Raw genomic sequence first — 17,583 nt, 5'->3', positions numbered from 1 at the left:
TAAATATGAACCGATCTTTTTTTCCGGCCATCGTGGCGCTGTTACTCTTTTCGCAAATCCTCTTTGCACAGGTGATGCCAGTCGGTGGCTGGCTGTTGCAGGACGCTTCAAAAGTACCGCAGCCGGGCGCAACAGTAGCGCAACCCGGCTTCCCCGCTAATGGCTGGTATCCCGCCGTAGTACCCGGTACAGTGCTCACCACGCTGGTGCATAACAACGTATACCCGGAACCGTTATACGGTGAAAATAACCGCCCCGACAGGATTCCAGATTCCCTTTGCCGCACCAAGTGGTGGTACCGCGCAGAAATAACCATACCATCATCTTACAAAAATAAAAACTGCTGGCTGCACTTCAACGGTATTAACTACACTGCGCAGGTGTGGGTAAACGGGAAATATACCGGGGAGATACGTGGCGCCTTTGCAAGGGGCATCTTTGATATCACAGCGGCCGTAAAGCCCGGAGTCACCGCGGCCATAGCTGTATTGGTATCTCCGCAACCCAATCCGGGTGTGCCACACGAGCATACCATTGCAGAAGGCATGGGCAGAAACGGCGGCATCACCGCTATGGATGGTCCTACGTTCCTCTGCTCCATGGGCTGGGACTGGATTCCTGCTATCCGCGACCGGAACACCGGCATCTGGCAATCTGTATATCTCGATGCCACCGGTCCCGTAGTTGTAAAAGACCCGTTGGTAACTACCGATCTTCCACTACCTGCCTTAAATACAGCGGATGTTAAAATAGCTGCTACCGTAGAAAATATAACAGACCAGCCGCAGGAAGGCATACTGAAAGGCGCCTTTGACAATGTAGTGTTCAGTAAGCCGGTAGCATTGCCGCCACACAGCAGCCAGCGGATTACGTTTGATCCCGCAACGCTGCTGCAGTTAAAAATAAAACAGCCGAAACTCTGGTGGCCCAATGGTTACGGTCCGCAAAATTTATATGCCCTGCAACTACAGTTTAACATCGGGGGAGAAATATCCGATGAACAACAATTGGATTTCGGCATCCGTGAAATCAGTTACACCACGCCGGCTTCAGAAGATCTCACCATTTCAGTGAATGGCGTAAAGGTGTTTTGCAAAGGTGGCAACTGGGGTATGGATGAAGCGATGAAACGTATTCCGAAAGAAAGACTGGAAACACAGATCCGCATGCACCAGCAGGCGCATTACAATATTATCCGCAACTGGGTGGGCCAGAGTACCAGCGAAGACCTGTATGCCCTCTGCGATAAATACGGACTCATGGTATGGGATGAATTTTTCCAGCCCAATCCCTCCGATGGTCCCGATCCCGCAGATGTGAATTTGTACCTCGCCAACGTACGGGAAAAAATGCTGCGCTTCCGCAATCATTCTTCTATTATCCTTTGGTGCGCCCGCAATGAAGGCAATCCACCTAAAGCAATAGACGATTCACTTCGCAGCCTGATGGCTGAACTGGAGCCCCTGCGGCTATACCAGCCCAGTTCTACTTCCGGGCGCGGCGTACACTCCGGCGGGCCTTACTACACCCGCAAACCGGCGGAGTACTATGTTTTCACGGAGTCTTTCAAAACGGAGATTGGCAGTTTCTCTATTCCAACAATGGAATCGGTGCAGGGCATGATGCCGCAGCAGGACTGGGAAGTGATCAACGACGACTGGGCCGAACATGACCTCGCTACAAAATATTACCGGAACATGATTGCCAAACGGTTTGGTGAAGTAGCCAACCTGGCCGACTTTGTAAGAAAATCACAACTCGCCAATTATGAATCGTTTCGTGCTATGTATGAGGGCCGCAATGCAAAAATGTTTAACCCTGCTACCGGTGTTATTACCTGGATGAGTAATCCCGCTCAGCCCAGTTTTGTATGGCAGCTTTATCACCACGACCTGGAACCTAATGCGGCGCTATTTGCCGTTCAAAAGGCCTGTGAACCGGTACATATTCAACTGAACGAAAAAGAAGGAAATATACAGGTGATCAATAACGGACCGACTGTGCTGAAAAATGCGCGCGCTCATCTCAGCCTGTTCAATGCAGATGGTACGCCGGTGCTGCAACAGGATTATAACGTTACGGCCCTTCCCACCGTAGCAACGGATCTCGGAAAGGTGCAATGGCCCGCTGATTTGTCGCCCGTTCACTTTGTAAAGCTAACGTTGCATGATGCCAAAGGCGCGCTGCTCTCCGATAACTTCTACTGGAACACGCTTCCGCTGGGATCAGACCAGCTGGCTGGCCTGGAAAAGATACCAGTGGTTACGCTCACGGCAACGGTTAAACGCCGCAGTATACAAGGTAGGTGTTTGCTGGATGTAAGCCTGCATAACCCATCTGCTCACATCGCGGTAATGACGCACCTGCAACTCCACCGGCAGGGCGGCGACAGGGTGCTACCTATTTTTTATTCAGATAATTATGTTTCCCTGTGCCCCAACGAAACAAAAACAATTACCGTGGAAGCCAGTGAGGCCGCCCTACAAGGCAGCAAGCCAATGATACTGGTGGATGGCTTTAATGTAAATATAAAAGAAAGCAACAGTCCCGATGCAGCCATTGCGCTGAATGGAAACGCGCAGGTGAACCATTGGCCCATTACCCATTTGCCGCGGCCCGACAGTATCGCACCCAAAAAATAAAAGCATGTTTACATCACGACGGGAATTCCTGAAAATAACCACCCTTGGCAGTACAGGTTTGCTGTTATCGCCCACCAGCGCATGGGCAGGCATATACGAAGATGAACTGATAACCTTGAGTGAACAGCTCCTGCAACAATGGGGTGAAAGTTTACTGGCGCTACAGGTAAACCAACCGCAGGCAAAAGGATTGCATGGCGGTATACTATGCCCCGCATGCGCCACCATACACGGCCGCTGCGGGGATGCCATCTTCCCGTTATTATATCTTGCCAGTAAAAGGAAAGAACAACAGTATGTAGATGCAGCTATCCGTTTGTATAACTGGATGGAACACATGGTAAGCACACCCGATGGCGCGTGGGTAAACGAAGTAAACGTAAGCGACTGGAAAGGCATTACGGTGTTTGGCGCTACCAGTCTCGCGGAAGCACTGATTCATTTTGAACATTTACTGGACAAGTCCACCGCGCAGCAATGGAAAAACAGGTTACAAAAAGCAGGTGATTATCTTTATAAAAACTTTACTGTTAACACCGGTAATATCAACTACCCTATCGCCGGCAGTTATGCTTTGTGCCTGATAGGCACCTATCTCCAACAACCCCATTTTATTACCAAGGGCAAAAGCCTGGCAAAGGAATGCCTCGTCTACTTTACTGCCAATGGCCTGATATATGGCGAAGGAAAACCGGTACCTGAGAAAAGTGCGAAAGGCTGTTATTCCGTAGACCTGGGCTATAACGTGGAAGAATCGCTTCCCTCCTTTGTGCTGTATGCCAAACTGGTGAAGGATACCGCCCTGCTGGATCAGTTGACACGCTCCTTAAAAGCACACCTGGAATTTATGCTGCCCGACGGCGCCTGGGACAACAGCTGGGGAACCAGGAACTTTAAATGGACCTATTGGGGCAGCAGAACCAGTGATGGCTGTCAGCCTGCCTATGCCCTGATGGCCGGCAGCGACCCTGCATTTTACAAAGCAGCCCTGCAAAACACCCGGCTGCTGGCAAAATGCACGCATAATAAGCTGCTACATGGCGGGCCTCATTATGTACAACACGGGGTATTGCCTTGTGTAAGTCATTCGCTGGCGCACAGTAAAGCATTGACCACTGTTTTGATCCAGGCGCCTTCCATAAAAAGCACTACAGCTCCGCTCCCACGGGAACGTATATACGGGGTGAAGTCATTTCCTGAAATCAATACCTGGCTGATCTCCACGCATAAATGGCGTGGCACCATTACGGGGTACGACCAGGAATATTCCATGAAAGGCGGTCATGCCAGCGGCGGCGCTTTGTCTATGCTCTGGCATGAGGATACCGGTCCCCTGCTTGTGGCCAGTATGAACCGGTATCAAATGGTGGAGAGCTTTAACATGCAGCGGGATAACGATCCGCTGTCTGTTTGCTTTACGCCTGGCTTTACCATAATTGCCGGCGAACAGTTGTACCGGCACACCAATGATCTGAAGGCCGCTGTTGATTATCATGAAAGCACCGGGCAGATAACCTTCAACACCCGTTCATTACTGGTAAATGAAAACCAGTTACCGGCTGCTTCACCGGAATGTACGATCAGTTATCTTTTTGAGAAAGATGTGTTTCATATTCACGCTACTGCGAAAAATGAAAAGGCCGTTTATAGTTTACCTATTATCAGTACGCACGACGAACCCGTCACACTTCTTTCAGAAAATAAGCTGGAAATACGCAAAGCGGGTAGTATTGTGGAGATAACCACCAGTGCGCCCATAAAAACAACCCGCGCATTAACGGACCGAGCTTTCAATTTTGTACCCGGGCTGGAAGCCGTTCCGTTACTCTTTGAAACGAATAATATCGATATAAAAATATCCGTAAGACCACACACATGAAAAAAGCATGCTTACTGATCAGCGCTGCCCTGTATTTTGTGATGCCTGCCATGGCGCAAGCCAGGTTCGATGTATTCAGGGAACAGGCCATCACTGATGTTAGCCCGCAGGGATGGCTGAAAGAATTCCTGCTCCGGCAGCGGAGCGGTCTTACCGGGCATCCGGAAGTATTATCGTATCCCTTCAATTCCTCCCTATGGGCGGGCGTTATAGAACGGGTGGGCGAACAGCACGGCGCCAACTGGTGGCGGTATGAACAAACTGCTTACTACAGCGATGGCATCCTCCGGTTGGGTTATTTACTGCGTGACACAGCGCTGGTGAATAAAGCCCGCGCCGGTATTAACTACACCCTGGCACACGTACAATCCAGTGGCCGCCTGGGTCCGGAGCTGTTCACCAGCCAGTGGCCTGTCGCTGTATATTTCCGGGTGTTACAGGCCGAATACGCAGCTACCAGCGATCAGCGGATCATTGCCGCCCTGCATAAACATTACCTGAGCTATACGCCCGAAGAAATAGGCAATGCCAAACGCGCCATTGTAAACATTGAAGGCATGTTGTGGACGTATGGCAAAACAAATGATTCCCGACTGCTGGCGCTTGCGGAAGCGGCTTATGCCAAAGGCGGTTTTGAGCTGAACATGCAAACGGCTTCTTCGCCGGATACGCTGGTGCTGCATGGCGTTACCTATATGGAAATGGCCAAGCTGCCCGCCATCCTGTATACTTACACCGGTAAGAAAGTGTATCTCGATGCAGCGCTGAATGCCATGTACAAACTGGATCGCGATCATATGTTACCCGATGGCATCCCCAGCTCCAACGAATTCCTGGCGGGGAAAGATCCGTTACAGAGCCACGAAACCTGCGATATCACCGACTATACCTGGGCAGTGGGTTACCTGCTGATGGCCACCGGCGACGGCCGCTGGGCCGATAAACTGGAAAAGGCCATCTTCAATGCCGGTCCTGGTGCAGTATCCAAAGATTTTAAAAATCTCCAGTACTTCTCCAGCGTTAACCAGGTGATCGCCACGGGGCAGTCCAACCATAATAAATTTGCGCATGGATCTACCTGGATGGCTTACTGGCCCTGTCATGAAACAGAATGCTGCGCCGGCAATGTACATCGTTTTATGCCTAACTACGCCGCGCGGATGTGGATGCGCGACACCGTGGGAGGACCGGTGGCAGCGCTTTACGGACCATCTGTTGAAACGCTCCGCTACAAAGGGCAGCCACTTACCATTACCGAAAGCACTCAATATCCTTTTTCTAATCAGTTGCAGTTCACCTTCCGGATGCAACAGGACATCACCATGCCTTTCACTTTCCGCATACCTGGCTGGTGTCAATCAGCGATGGTGAGCATCAATGGAAAACGATACAACGGCACGTTAAAGCCCGGCTCCTTTGTAACCCTGCACCGGAAATTTCATAACAACGACCGGATCAGCATACAATTCCCTATGGCGCCGCAACTGGTACAATGGGGCCAGTGGGGCGTTACCGTGGAACGCGGCCCCTTGTTGTACGCTTATCCCGTTCCCGAAAAAGTAACCACAGATACCGCCACTTACGCTAACCTTGGCGGCAAAAAATCTGCAGATCCTGGTTTCCCGGCGCTGGACATCCGTCCTGCGGGTGACTGGAACTATGCGCTGCTGGCGCATCCTGAACAATGGCTGGTAACAGAAAAACAGGACAATACCTATCCCTTTGACGCCGCCGCTGTTACCATTAAGGTACCGGCCAGGAAAATTAACGACTGGCATTTATCAGAAAACCGCTACACACCCCCTTTACCCAAACCCGGTGCCTTCCACTATGAAACAACTACCGATACCATCACCCTGGTGCCCTATGGTACTACCAGGCTACGCATGACGGTATTCCCGGTGATCCCTTAATACATTAAACCCTTGTACTATGACTATCACAAACATCTCCCTTTTAGAAACCACAGCAGGTACCACCGCCAATGAACATTGCAATCTGCTCGGCTATTACGCGCCCGGCGACGGCGGCGGCGGAGACTTTTACTGGCAACCCACCAACACCACCGGTGATAACCGGGGCACCATCATCGTTGTTGCCGGCGCGGGCCGATGGCTGCGGGCAGACACCAATCTCTTTAATGTAAAATGGTTTGGCGCAAAAGGCAATGCCTCCTCGGATGATACCGCCGCCGTTCAGAAATGTATTGATACCGCCGCCACGGGCAGGATCATTTATTTTCCAAAAGGAAATTATAAAATAACCGCGCAGATCAATCTTAAAACAGGACAAACCTACACTGGTGAACAAGGCGACTATGGCATTGTAGATTCTCCTACGCCTACCATCCTCGACTTTACCACCGCTACGGGTAACATTCATTGCCTTAGCTTCGACGCCACCATCGGCGCTACCGGTCCCACTATCAGGAACCTCACGCTCAATTGCGGCGAAGCCCTTACCGGCATCCGGTATTACAGCACCAACTATTCCAACTGCTACCGCCCCACTTTGCAAAATGTAGACATACGGTTAAAAGAAATTGCAGATCCTGCGCAAACATGCGTGTGGTGGGAGCCGGTATACCTCGGCACTATCGACAGGTGCCTGCTTCGCGGTGGCAGGATAGGTATAAAGCTTATCGGGTGTTTCATGAACCGCATCATCAATGTAACCACTCAACAGGGTATTTACAACAATGGCAATCCACCTGTGGCAGCCATTTACACCAGGCAAACCAGGGCCGGCAAAACTGGCTCCTATATAGGTGGCAGGAACTTAATAGAAACATCCGAACCACTCATCATTTCACCCGATGCCAACAGCGTGATGATTGATACGGATGGTGGCCTGATTATCCGCGACACTGCTATGGAGGTGAACAACGGCAGCAGCACCGGCGCAGCCGCCAAAGCATTGATATGGTTGCATAAAGATGGTACCCAGTCGCCCTTCCGCTCGGACCTCCTGCTGGAAAGAGGCGCTGTATTTAATACTGCCGCTGCTACCGGCGCCAACAACGGCAGGGCCCAATACGGCATCCTTGCGGAAGCAGGCATGTTTACCCGGATTGTGGCCAGGGGCGTGTCTTTTAAAGATAACCCGATCGTGATCACGAATGCCGGCAACACGGGGCTTGCCACCTCCGGCACCGACTTCCAGCGACTGGATGTGCAAGGCAACGATTACGCCACTGCGTATTATACGGAGTATGCCGGATGGAAGCCCGCTACGGCCTATGCTATGGGGCAAACCGTACAAAACGGGTTGTATGTTTATATAGTAACCACCGCAGGTATCTCTGATGCAGCAAGCGGCCCAACCGGAACCGGCGCAGGCATCACGGATGGAACGGTGATATGGAATTTTGTAAAAGAAAACACGGGGCCGTTCCCTTTAAAACGCTACCGCGAAACCAACAACGACGTATACATTGTGGGCGATGCCAGGGGCGTGAAAGATAACCAGTTCATTAACGCCAACGGCTCTACGGAGCGATTCGGTGCGGCCTGGGGATTCTTTAAGGCAACAATTGATCCCGGTAGTATCAGCGATAACCAGTCGTGCATAAAACTGCGATACGACAACGCCCCGCCTTACAACACGCCCATGAAAGCAACGGTGGTATTGCGCCGGCTGGCAGCAGGCGCTTCCGCGGGCAGGTTCAGCATGCAGTGTTCTACCAGTGGTGGTACTAATTTATTAGGAAGATGGGACTTCAATAACATCCCGCTCAACGAAGATAAACAGTACGTGGTAACCGGCTTCGCCATTCCTTCCACGATGCCGGTGGCAGACTTCTCCGCCTGGTTCCGGGATAGTGCCAGTCAGCCGCTATGGGACAACATTGCCGTAAGATCGGTGCGCGTGGAAAAAGCCACCACCTTTTGCGGCAGCGTTACCATCAGTGATATGGCTACCTCTGCAGATGTAAATTCATCCAGCTTCCAGAGCAGCGATGTTACGCCTGTCAGCGTTCCTAACTTTTTACTGCCCGGCACCGCAATTATCTCCCTGGGCCTGCCCGCGGTAACAGCCGGTATGCCGCTGCTGCTCATCAATACTCCTTATATCAGTAACAGAACCACCAGTGGTTTTACCATTAACCTGTTTCTCAAACCAGGTACAGGCAATAGTATTACCATACCTTATACCATCACTTATTAAACCATTCACCACCCTGGTGGTCATAGTATCCGTTAAACCATTCACCACAGGCGGACCCTGCCTGTGGTGGATAATTTTCCGGGCGTTCACCCGTTTTAAGAAAGAATCTGTCTATAACAGTTATATACCAGCGTGCAGGAAAAAAGAATACAAATGGGGAAGCAATCAATTATCCGGAATACGCTGTTAGTCATGTTTTGGTGCAGCAGTCATTTATCCGCCGGCAGTCAGGGTACACAGGCATACGACCCTGAAAAAACTTATGCCGCGCCAACGGACGACCGGGTGAAAGCTAAATTATCACATTGGCAGGACCTGAAGTTTGGCCTGTTTATGCATTGGGGTACCTACAGCCAGTGGGGTGTCGTGGAATCATGGTCGCTTTCACCGGAAGACTATCCCTTTACCAAACGTACAGGCCCCTACGCAGCAAACTGGTTTCAGTATAAACAGGCGTATGAAAACCTGCAAACCACTTTCAACCCCGTGCACTTTAATCCTGATAAATGGGCTGATGCCGCAAAAGCAGCCGGTATGCGGTATGTAGTGTTTACTACCAAGCATCACGATGGGTTTTGTATGTTCGACACCAGGTACACCGACTATAAAATTACCAGCGCCAAAACACCTTTTTCATCCAATCCGCGCAGCAATATTTCCCTGGAAATTTTTAATGCCTTCCGTAAAAAAGATTTTATGGCAGGCGCTTACTTTTCAAAGCCCGACTGGCATTCGGAAGATTACTGGTGGTCGTATTTTCCGCCTAAAGACCGCCACCAGAGCTACGATAAAAAACAGTATCCTGAACGGTGGCAACGGTTCTGCGATTTCACGTACAACCAGATCGAGGAGCTGATGACCAACTACGGCGCATTGGACCTTCTCTGGCTGGATGGCAGCTGGGCCGGCATCAATATGGCTCCCATTGTGACAATGGCGCGGAAACACCAGCCCGGCCTGATTGTAGTAGACCGCCACGGCGCGGCGGAATATGTAAACTACCTCACACCGGAACAAAAGATCCCTGATCACTACATCCCTGTTCCGTGGGAAACCTGTATGACACTGGGCCGCTCCTGGTCGTACATTGTAAAAGAAAATTACAAACCATCGCGGCAGCTGATACAAATGCTGGTGGACATTGTTGCTAAAAACGGTAACCTGCTGCTCAACATCGGGCCGGGTCCTGATGGCGACTGGCACGCAGAAGCCTATCAGCGGCTGGCCGATATCGGCAAATGGATGAAAATAAACAGTGAGTCTATTTACGATACCAAACCTGTTGCTCCTTACCGCCAGGATAAATGGGCTTTTACAAAAAGTGAAAAAGCCCGTTATCTTTCTTATCTCCCGGCAGAAAAAGAAAATATATTACCGGCCACTATCAGTGCGCCTTTGAAAGATGTGAGCCGTAAAACCGGTATCACCCTGCTGGGTACAGAAAAAAAACTAACATGGGAGCAAACGGGCGATTCCATCACGATCAGCATTCCGGAGGCCGTGCGTAAGCAGCTGGCCGGGGAAGCCGTGTGGGTATTTAAAATGAGTTAACTATATAGATATGCCGATAAGATTGACAGGTGTAGTGCTTCTTTTTTTACTATCACTATCACTGCATGCACAAACGGATTCGCTTAACGCCATGCAGGAATACCGCCTTCGCCAGGGCTTGCCCAACTTCTTTGCGAAGTTGAAATCCGGCGGACCGCTTACCATTGCCTATTTTGGCGGCAGCATTACCGCTGCCTCCGGTGGCTGGCGCGATCAATCGGTGAAATGGTTCCAGCAACAATACCCGCAGGCACAAATAAAACAGATCAATGCTGGCGTAGGCGGGACCGGCTCCGACCTCGGCGTTTTCCGGCTCCGCCGCGATGTGCTGTCGCAGCAACCGGATCTTGTGTTTGTGGAATTTGCGGTAAATGACGGTGGACTTTATGTACACCAGACAATGGAAGGTATTGTGCGGCAGATATGGAAAGCCAATCCGTCGACAGACATTTGCTTTGTATACACTATGTCGGGCAATATGTTACCTGTGCTGCAACAGGGACAACTATGGCCCACCATGCTCGCCATGGAACATATTGCGCAGCACTATGGCATTCCTTCCGTGCAACTTGGGATGCAGGTATTGGCACTGTTGAAGGAAGGCAAACTGGTATTTCAGGGGAAACCGGATCAGTACCCGGACAAACTCGTTTTTTCCGGCGACAATGTACACCCTAACACCACAACGGGTCACCGCCTGTACACCGAAGCGCTGGTGCGCGCCATGCAGCAGCTGAGGACGAATGACCATCCGCTTACACACACGCTTATTGCTCCCTATACCAAAGATAACTGGGAAGATGCACAGCTGGTGGCTGTGAAAGACCTGCCCCGGACCGGGCAGTGGTCTGATCTTTCCAACAGTAACGACACCGTGGCGGTTCAATTCCGCCAACGCTTTCCATTGCTTGTTAAATCGACATACCCCGGGTCATCACTGCAGATAAATTTCAACGGGCGCCTGGCAGGTTTGTACGACCTGGTGGGCCCCGGATGCGGTGAATATGAGGTAACGATAGATGGACAAGCCGCCAAACCATATCCCCGCTTCGACCGTCACGCCGTGTACTATCGCACGCATTACTTTTTCCTGCCCCTGCTCGATGCGGGGCCGCACACTATTAACCTGGAAGTATCCGGTAAAAAGTTAGATAAAATGGCCATCCTGAAAACAGGTGATAACCAGCCCGGCGACCTGGAAAAATATAAGGAGAATGCCTGCTATGCAGGCTGGCTGCTGCTATTGGGCAGTCTCACTAACCAGCAGCAATAATGAAGCATTCCGGTATCCGGAAATAAAAAATAAATGAGGGAAACTTAACAAAGAGATATTAACTTTAAGTACACGTTATAGAGATTTTTACCACGTTAATAAGTATCTCTTCATGGATAATAACGACGACGGGCTTTTATTGCATCAACTCCGGCAGGGTGATATAAAAGCGTATGAACAATTATTTAAGAAATACTACAAATCACTGAATGTTGACGCTTACTATCTGTTAAAAGATGAAACAGAAGCGGAAGATCAGGTACAATCCCTTTTCATCGAAATATGGGATAAACAACTGTATCTTAACATTACCTACTCCGTTAAGTCGTACCTCCACACTGCTATCCGTAATAAATGCCTCAGTTTTATTGAGAAGGGAAAAAATGAGCATAAGAGATTTCATGCGTATGCCAACACACTGGAAGATAAGATCAATGAAAATATTGTAGAGAATAAAGAGACTGCACAACAGATGGACCTTCTCCTGAATGAGCTTCCCAACCAGCGCTTACGGGCTTTCAGCCTGGTTTACCTGGAAGATAAAAAGTATAAAGAGGCGGCAGAAGAAATGGGTATTACCATTAACTCTGTTAAAACGCATCTTAAGCTGGCACTAAAAATCTTACAAAAAAAGTTTGCGGGCTACAAATAACGATCACCCGTTTTTGCGCAAAAATCGTCTTTAAGTTACAGATGGAAGTAAACAGAGAACATATAAGAGCATTACTTTTTGAAAAAGTAACCGGGTCTATCAGCGAAGAAGATGACCGGCTGGTGACCGCTGCCATTGAAAATGATGCGGCGGTAGCCGATATGTGGAATAACATCCGGGAGGAGCTGGACAATGATAAAAGCCGGCGCTTTATGGCCGGTATCGATGAAACACGAAGCTGGAACAACATACAACCGCAACTGCGATCGCATTCAAAAGTATTCCTGCTACGGAAATGGCGTGTAGCCGCAGCCGTTGTATTGCTTATTATAGCTGCCGGCGGGATCTGGTATTTTTCCGGCAGAAATATTGCTTCCGGGCCAGCAACTTTACCACTCGCCCAAAACACGCTGCTGCTCCGCTTGTCGGACGGGAAAGATATCCCGTTGTCTGCTTCCGCCAGTAATACCATTACGGCAGGTGCTATAAAACTGGTTACCAGCGGCAACCGTCTTACCTACACTGCGCCGGAAAATACAGCCGATGAATGGGCCACGCTGATGGTACCGGGAAAACTGGATTATAAAATAGTTTTGAAAGATGGAACGGAAGTCTGGCTAAACTCACTGTCCAGCCTCCGCTTCCCCTATGCTTTCAAAGGCGGTAACCGGGAGGTATACCTGTCTGGCGAAGCCTATTTTAAAGTAGCAAAAAATGAGCAGCAACCTTTTATTGTGCATGCCGGCGAAATAAAGGTGGAAGTATTGGGCACCACTTTCAACATCCATGCCTATGAGCCTGCAAAGGTTACCACATCGCTTGTTGATGGGGTGGTAATCAGCAGCAGAAAAGATATCAAAGTAAAATTATCTCCCGGCTATCAGTCGGTATATGAAAATGGAAAATTTGTTACCACCTCTTTTGATACCTACAATACCCTGTCGTGGATGGACGGCACCACCCACTTCCGTGATGAAAAATTAAGCAGCATTGCCGTGATCATCTCTCGCTGGTTTGAAGTGCCTGTTATATTCGACAACCCGGCACTGGCCAACGAAACGCTGTCCGGCGCTATCGACAAGCGTAAGCCATTGGATGTGTTCCTCACTAATATCGCTATTTCCTCCGGCGTTCAGTACTATTATAAGGGTAACGTGCTGCACCTGAAATAATTCATTTTTACCGTTCACCCATATCCGTAGAATTTAAGTCCTAAAGATGCGTTGTATATGCAGCACTTAAGTTTTACTATTTTGAACAACCGTATCATTGTTTCTTTTACCGCCCTCCTGGTCACCCTTGCAGGACATGCGCAGGACACGCTTCGACTGAGCGGTTCCTGGAAGGTACAGCCCGCACAATCGCAGGGTATTGCTCCCGATAGCAGCAAATGGGGCACTGTTGCCGCCACCGACTGGAGAAAGATCTCCTCCGGTAAAAACAGCGCCTGGGCCGATACGCCGCAGGATAAGGTAAACAGTTTGTGGTACGAGCAGCAGATCAACATCCCGGCTGACTGGCAGCCCAAAAATGTGATCGCCGATTTCCGGCGGATAGAGGGCGACGCCGTTGTATTTGTGGGCCAGCAGCGTGTGGGAGAAGTGCTCCGACCCGGTGGTGAAATAAACCTGGGTCCATTCCTGCATTACGGACAACCCAACACGCTCCGTGTTTTTGTTACCAGGGATTATAACGGCATCTCCCGGGGCTTTACAGAAGATCCCCTTCGTTATGTGTCCAGGCACGGCGCCGGGAACATCGTTCCCGTGGCGGATTGGCCAATGGGCATCACCGCGCCTGTTACTATTATTGCCAGGGCACAGCAGGCCATCACCGATGTGTTCTGCATTACTTCTTTCAGGAATAAATCGCTTACCCTTGAAGTAGAAGTGGACGCCAACAATGTAACCGGCGCCTATGATTTGCAGGCGGAGATCATTGATCAGCATAATAAACGGGTACTTACTCTTTCCAATAAAACAATGCAGCTGGTAAATGGAAAACACGTGTACCGCATAACGGGCGCATGGCAAAACCCTGTGTGTTGGGAACTGGATAGTCCCTACCTCTACAAGGCAAAGGTGGCATTGGCACAGGGCGGTAAAACGCTTTGCCGTTACCCGGATGTGACCTTCGGTTTCAGGGAAATATGGACTGCCGGCAACCAGCTGTTTATGAATGGTCATCTCTCTCGCTGGCGGCTTACAGATGTGTATGGCGCCAATCAGTATGGCTTGTCGCTTTACCGGCTGATTGGCTACAACGTTGGCCAGTTCCAGCCGCATCACAAACTGTGGTGGCTGAATGATGCAGAAACGCCGCTCCTCCATGAACACATGCTCGATGAAATGGACCGGACGGGCATGGGCTGTACCATGCCAGGCCCTTCTGTTTCCGTGCTGCGTGATAAACTGCTGCATGATCCGGAGTTGCAGAACGACTATCAAAAAGAAGCGGCCTACTTTACCCGTCATTACCGCAATCATCCCAGTATTCTTGCCTGGGTGATTGCCATGAACAGCGCTAATCCCAAATCAAATATTGATCCGGCCAGGATGGGGAAACGCGATTCCGTTTATTCCACGCAAGGCAAGGTGATAGACCTGGCGTGCAGCATGGTGAAAAAGGAAGATCCCACGCGGCTGGTGTTTGCGCATGCCGATGGCAGTGTGGGCGACGTGTCGTCTGCCAACGTGTACCTGAATTTTGTACCCCTGCAGGAAAGGGAAGAATGGCCGATGGCCTGGGCCAGGGAAGGTAATATGCCTTATTCCGCCGTTGAATTCGGGCCTCCTTACTGGAATAACTTCTGGAAGGGAAAGCAGTTCCTGCTCACGGAATATTTATCCATGTACCTCGGCGATGCCGCCTATACCACTGAGGGAGAAAAAGGGCTGCGGCAAACGATAGAAAAAAGCAATGCTGCCAGCAGCGCTACCTGGGAACAAATGGACTTTCAGCAGTATCCCGGTTTCTGGCGCTTCCAGGAATTATTTACGCGCAATACCAACCGTGCATGGCGCACGTGGGGCGTCAACGGAGGCTGGCTGTACTGGCTGCTGGAAGGCTATGGCAATCCTAACGGGGAAAAACTGAAAAGCTTCACGCAACGTTACAAATCACTCACCGCTCCACTTACCGGCAAACCTTCATGGGCCAATCCACGCTTCGATATTTTCAAACAAGCCAATCAGCCATTGCTGGTTTACCTGGCCGGTTCGCCGGTGCACACCGATAAAACGCATACCTTCTTTAGCGGCGAACCTTTTGAAAAAGCGGTGGCTGTAGTATGGGATGGTCCTCATAAAATAGCGCCGGAAGCAAAATGGATGCTTAAACAAGGCGATAAAGTGTTTCAGCAGGGATCTGTATCATTGGCGGTAAATGGCGGCGAAATAAAGCAGTTTCCGCTTTCGCTGAAAGCGCCGCCCGTAACTGTCCGGACCGACGTGCAACTGGTGCTTGCCGTTGCCGGGACGCCAAACGACACGTTTCCGCTCACTGTTTTCCCGCGGCCCGCGCCTGCCGTGGTGAAAGCACCGGTGTTGCTTTATGATCCTGCGGGGAAATCGGCAGCTTCACTGAAGCAATTGGGCATACAATATTCTGCATGGGAGAAAGGTCGCCGTATCTCCTCTGATGCCATACTGGTGATAGGCCGCGAGGCCCTGCAGCCGGGCGATACACTACCGTATAATGAAAGAGATATTGCGGGCGGGTTGCGTGTGATTATACTGGAACAGCCACCTGCCGTATGGGACGGTATGGGTTTTGAAACGATAGAAACCATGCCGCGCTATACCTTTATCCGTGACCGGGAAAGTGCGCTCCTGGCGGGGTTGCAACCGGCAGATATGATCAACTGGCGAGGCAGTCCCGACCTGCTGCCGGAAGGCAGGCTGGCAAAAAGCTACGACACACAGCATGCGCCAAAGTGGACCAATCGCCATGCCGTTGCTTCCGTAGTACTGAAAACCCCTGAGGTGGCGGGGTTCACGCCTATCCTGCAAACTGAATTTGATATGGCGTATACACCGTTGCTGGAATGGCGGTATGGCAAAGGCAAAGTCACTTTTTGTTCACTCGATCTTACCGGTCGCGTTGGCACTGATCCCGTTGCCACGCTGCTCGCTAAAAACCTGTTTACGTCGCAGCGATCATCGCTTCCCGGTTTACGCGAGGTATATTATACCGGCGACAGCACCGGCAGGAAACTGCTCACTGATGCGGGCATCTCCCTGCGGGAAGGCCCCGGCGCCGGTAATGCCATATGGGTATTTGGTGCAGACCAAACGACTGTACTGCCACAGGTCAAGGCATTTGTTGCCGCCGGTGGTATTGCATTTTATCTTCCGCAGCAGCCATCATTTCTATCACAGCAGGGATTAAATACAATTGCTAAAACTATAGTGCGGGCGAAGCCTGGAAAAGCCGGGCAGCTACTCAGGGCCATCGGCCCTAACCTGTTACGGTGGCGGGATACTATACAGGTAACGGCGTTTACTGCTTCCTCATTATGTGACGGGCTTCTTTCAGCCATTAACACCGGTAAGGGTAAAAGCATCTATCTGCAAATAACCCCGGATCAACTGGCGCAGCGTTATGCAGATGCTCCTGAAAAACAGGAAGCCATCCGGTTAAGTGTGATCCGCCTGCATCAGTTGACCGCCCAATTGCTCACCAATCTTGGCGCTGCTCCTTCCCCCGCAACTGCCCGCAGGCTTTGTAAGGTAAACCGCCCGCTTTCTTTCCAAACACTCAGTTCCTGGAAAGTATTGGGGCCTTTTACTGTCAATACATCCAGTGGCGCAAAGGTACTGGACACTACTTTTCCGGGGCAGCTGGATGCTATTGCCGGCGCGGAGAATCCGAACCTTACCTATAAAACAGCAGAGGGCAAAGTGCTGGACTGGCGGCAAACGGTGAATGCCGGTCAGCATGGTTTTGTAGACCTCAGTAAAGTCTTCGGCGGCAAAGACGATAATGCGGTAGCGTATGTAACCAAAAGCGTGAACAGCCCAGTGGCACAAAAAGCCACTCTTCGTATGGGCGTTGACTACTGGATGGAAGTATGGCTGAACGGCAAATCCATCCTGCGTGTAGACGCTAATCACCAGAAAAGGGAAAACGAATTTATCCTCCCGGTTGCTCTTTCCGCAGGTGAAAATATCCTCACTATCAAAGTTGCTTCGGGCAAAGGCGGGTTTGGTTTCTGGGCCAATATGGCGTATCCGGAAGCCGGCGAGGCGCAAACAAGTATAACAGGGAAGACCAGCTTTTACCCGGTGGCTTATAAATTTTTTGATCCCTACCAGTTTGTGTACTGGTAATATCTTTTTGCGGATATAACTTTCAGCGTTAGCCCTGCTTCCGGTTAAGAAACCAAAAGCCTCCAGGTTATAGGACCTGGAGGCTTTTT

The 17,583-nt window shown here is 50.5% G+C and carries 9 protein-coding genes; all 9 read left to right on the top strand.

Translation table 11 applies throughout. The features are described 5' to 3' along the window. Nucleotides 1–5 precede the first annotated feature (5 nt). The 9 genes from AB6805_RS17315 to AB6805_RS17275 all read left to right on the top strand — a co-directional run bounded on the left by AB6805_RS17315 (nt 6) and on the right by AB6805_RS17275 (nt 17,494). Nucleotides 6–2,642, top strand: a complete 2,637-nt coding sequence (locus AB6805_RS17315) for a sugar-binding domain-containing protein (RefSeq protein ID WP_370910698.1) — start codon at nt 6–8, stop codon at nt 2,640–2,642. 4 nt (nt 2,643–2,646) lie between these two features. Further along, on the top strand, nt 2,647–4,521 hold the full coding sequence (locus tag AB6805_RS17310; protein WP_370910697.1) for a hypothetical protein: 1,875 nt from the start codon (nt 2,647–2,649) through the stop codon (nt 4,519–4,521). Continuing rightward, nucleotides 4,518–6,434 carry a beta-L-arabinofuranosidase domain-containing protein gene (locus tag AB6805_RS17305; protein WP_370910696.1) on the top strand — a complete coding sequence of 639 codons (1,917 nt, stop codon included), beginning with the start codon at nt 4,518–4,520 and terminating at the stop codon, nt 6,432–6,434. The genes AB6805_RS17310 and AB6805_RS17305 overlap by 4 nt, the downstream gene beginning before the upstream one ends. Nucleotides 6,435–6,453: 19 nt before the next feature. After that, complete coding sequence (locus AB6805_RS17300; RefSeq protein ID WP_370910695.1) at nt 6,454–8,688, top strand: glycosyl hydrolase family 28-related protein; 2,235 nt, start codon at nt 6,454–6,456, stop codon at nt 8,686–8,688. Nucleotides 8,689–8,841: 153 nt separating this feature from the next. Continuing rightward, complete coding sequence (locus AB6805_RS17295; protein ID WP_370910694.1) at nt 8,842–10,239, top strand: alpha-L-fucosidase; 1,398 nt, start codon at nt 8,842–8,844, stop codon at nt 10,237–10,239. Nucleotides 10,240–10,249: 10 nt separating this feature from the next. Beyond that, nucleotides 10,250–11,512: an SGNH/GDSL hydrolase family protein gene (locus AB6805_RS17290; protein ID WP_370910693.1), complete on the top strand. Its 1,263-nt coding sequence runs from the start codon at nt 10,250–10,252 to the stop codon at nt 11,510–11,512. A gap of 112 nt (nt 11,513–11,624) precedes the next feature. Continuing rightward, complete coding sequence (locus AB6805_RS17285; RefSeq protein ID WP_370910692.1) at nt 11,625–12,164, top strand: sigma-70 family RNA polymerase sigma factor; 540 nt, start codon at nt 11,625–11,627, stop codon at nt 12,162–12,164. A 41-nt stretch (nt 12,165–12,205) separates the two neighbouring features. After that, entirely contained in the window at nt 12,206–13,336 is a 1,131-nt protein-coding gene (locus AB6805_RS17280) for a FecR family protein (RefSeq protein WP_370910691.1), read from the top strand. A gap of 57 nt (nt 13,337–13,393) precedes the next feature. Continuing rightward, on the top strand, nt 13,394–17,494 hold the full coding sequence (locus AB6805_RS17275) for a glycoside hydrolase family 2 TIM barrel-domain containing protein (RefSeq protein WP_370910690.1): 4,101 nt from the start codon (nt 13,394–13,396) through the stop codon (nt 17,492–17,494). The last annotated feature ends 89 nt before the right edge of the window (nt 17,495–17,583 follow it).

This window comes from Chitinophaga sp. RCC_12, from assembly GCF_041360695.1.
Taxonomy (GTDB): Bacteria; Bacteroidota; Bacteroidia; order Chitinophagales; family Chitinophagaceae; genus Chitinophaga.
This window is presented reverse-complemented; position numbering and strand designations above follow the sequence as displayed.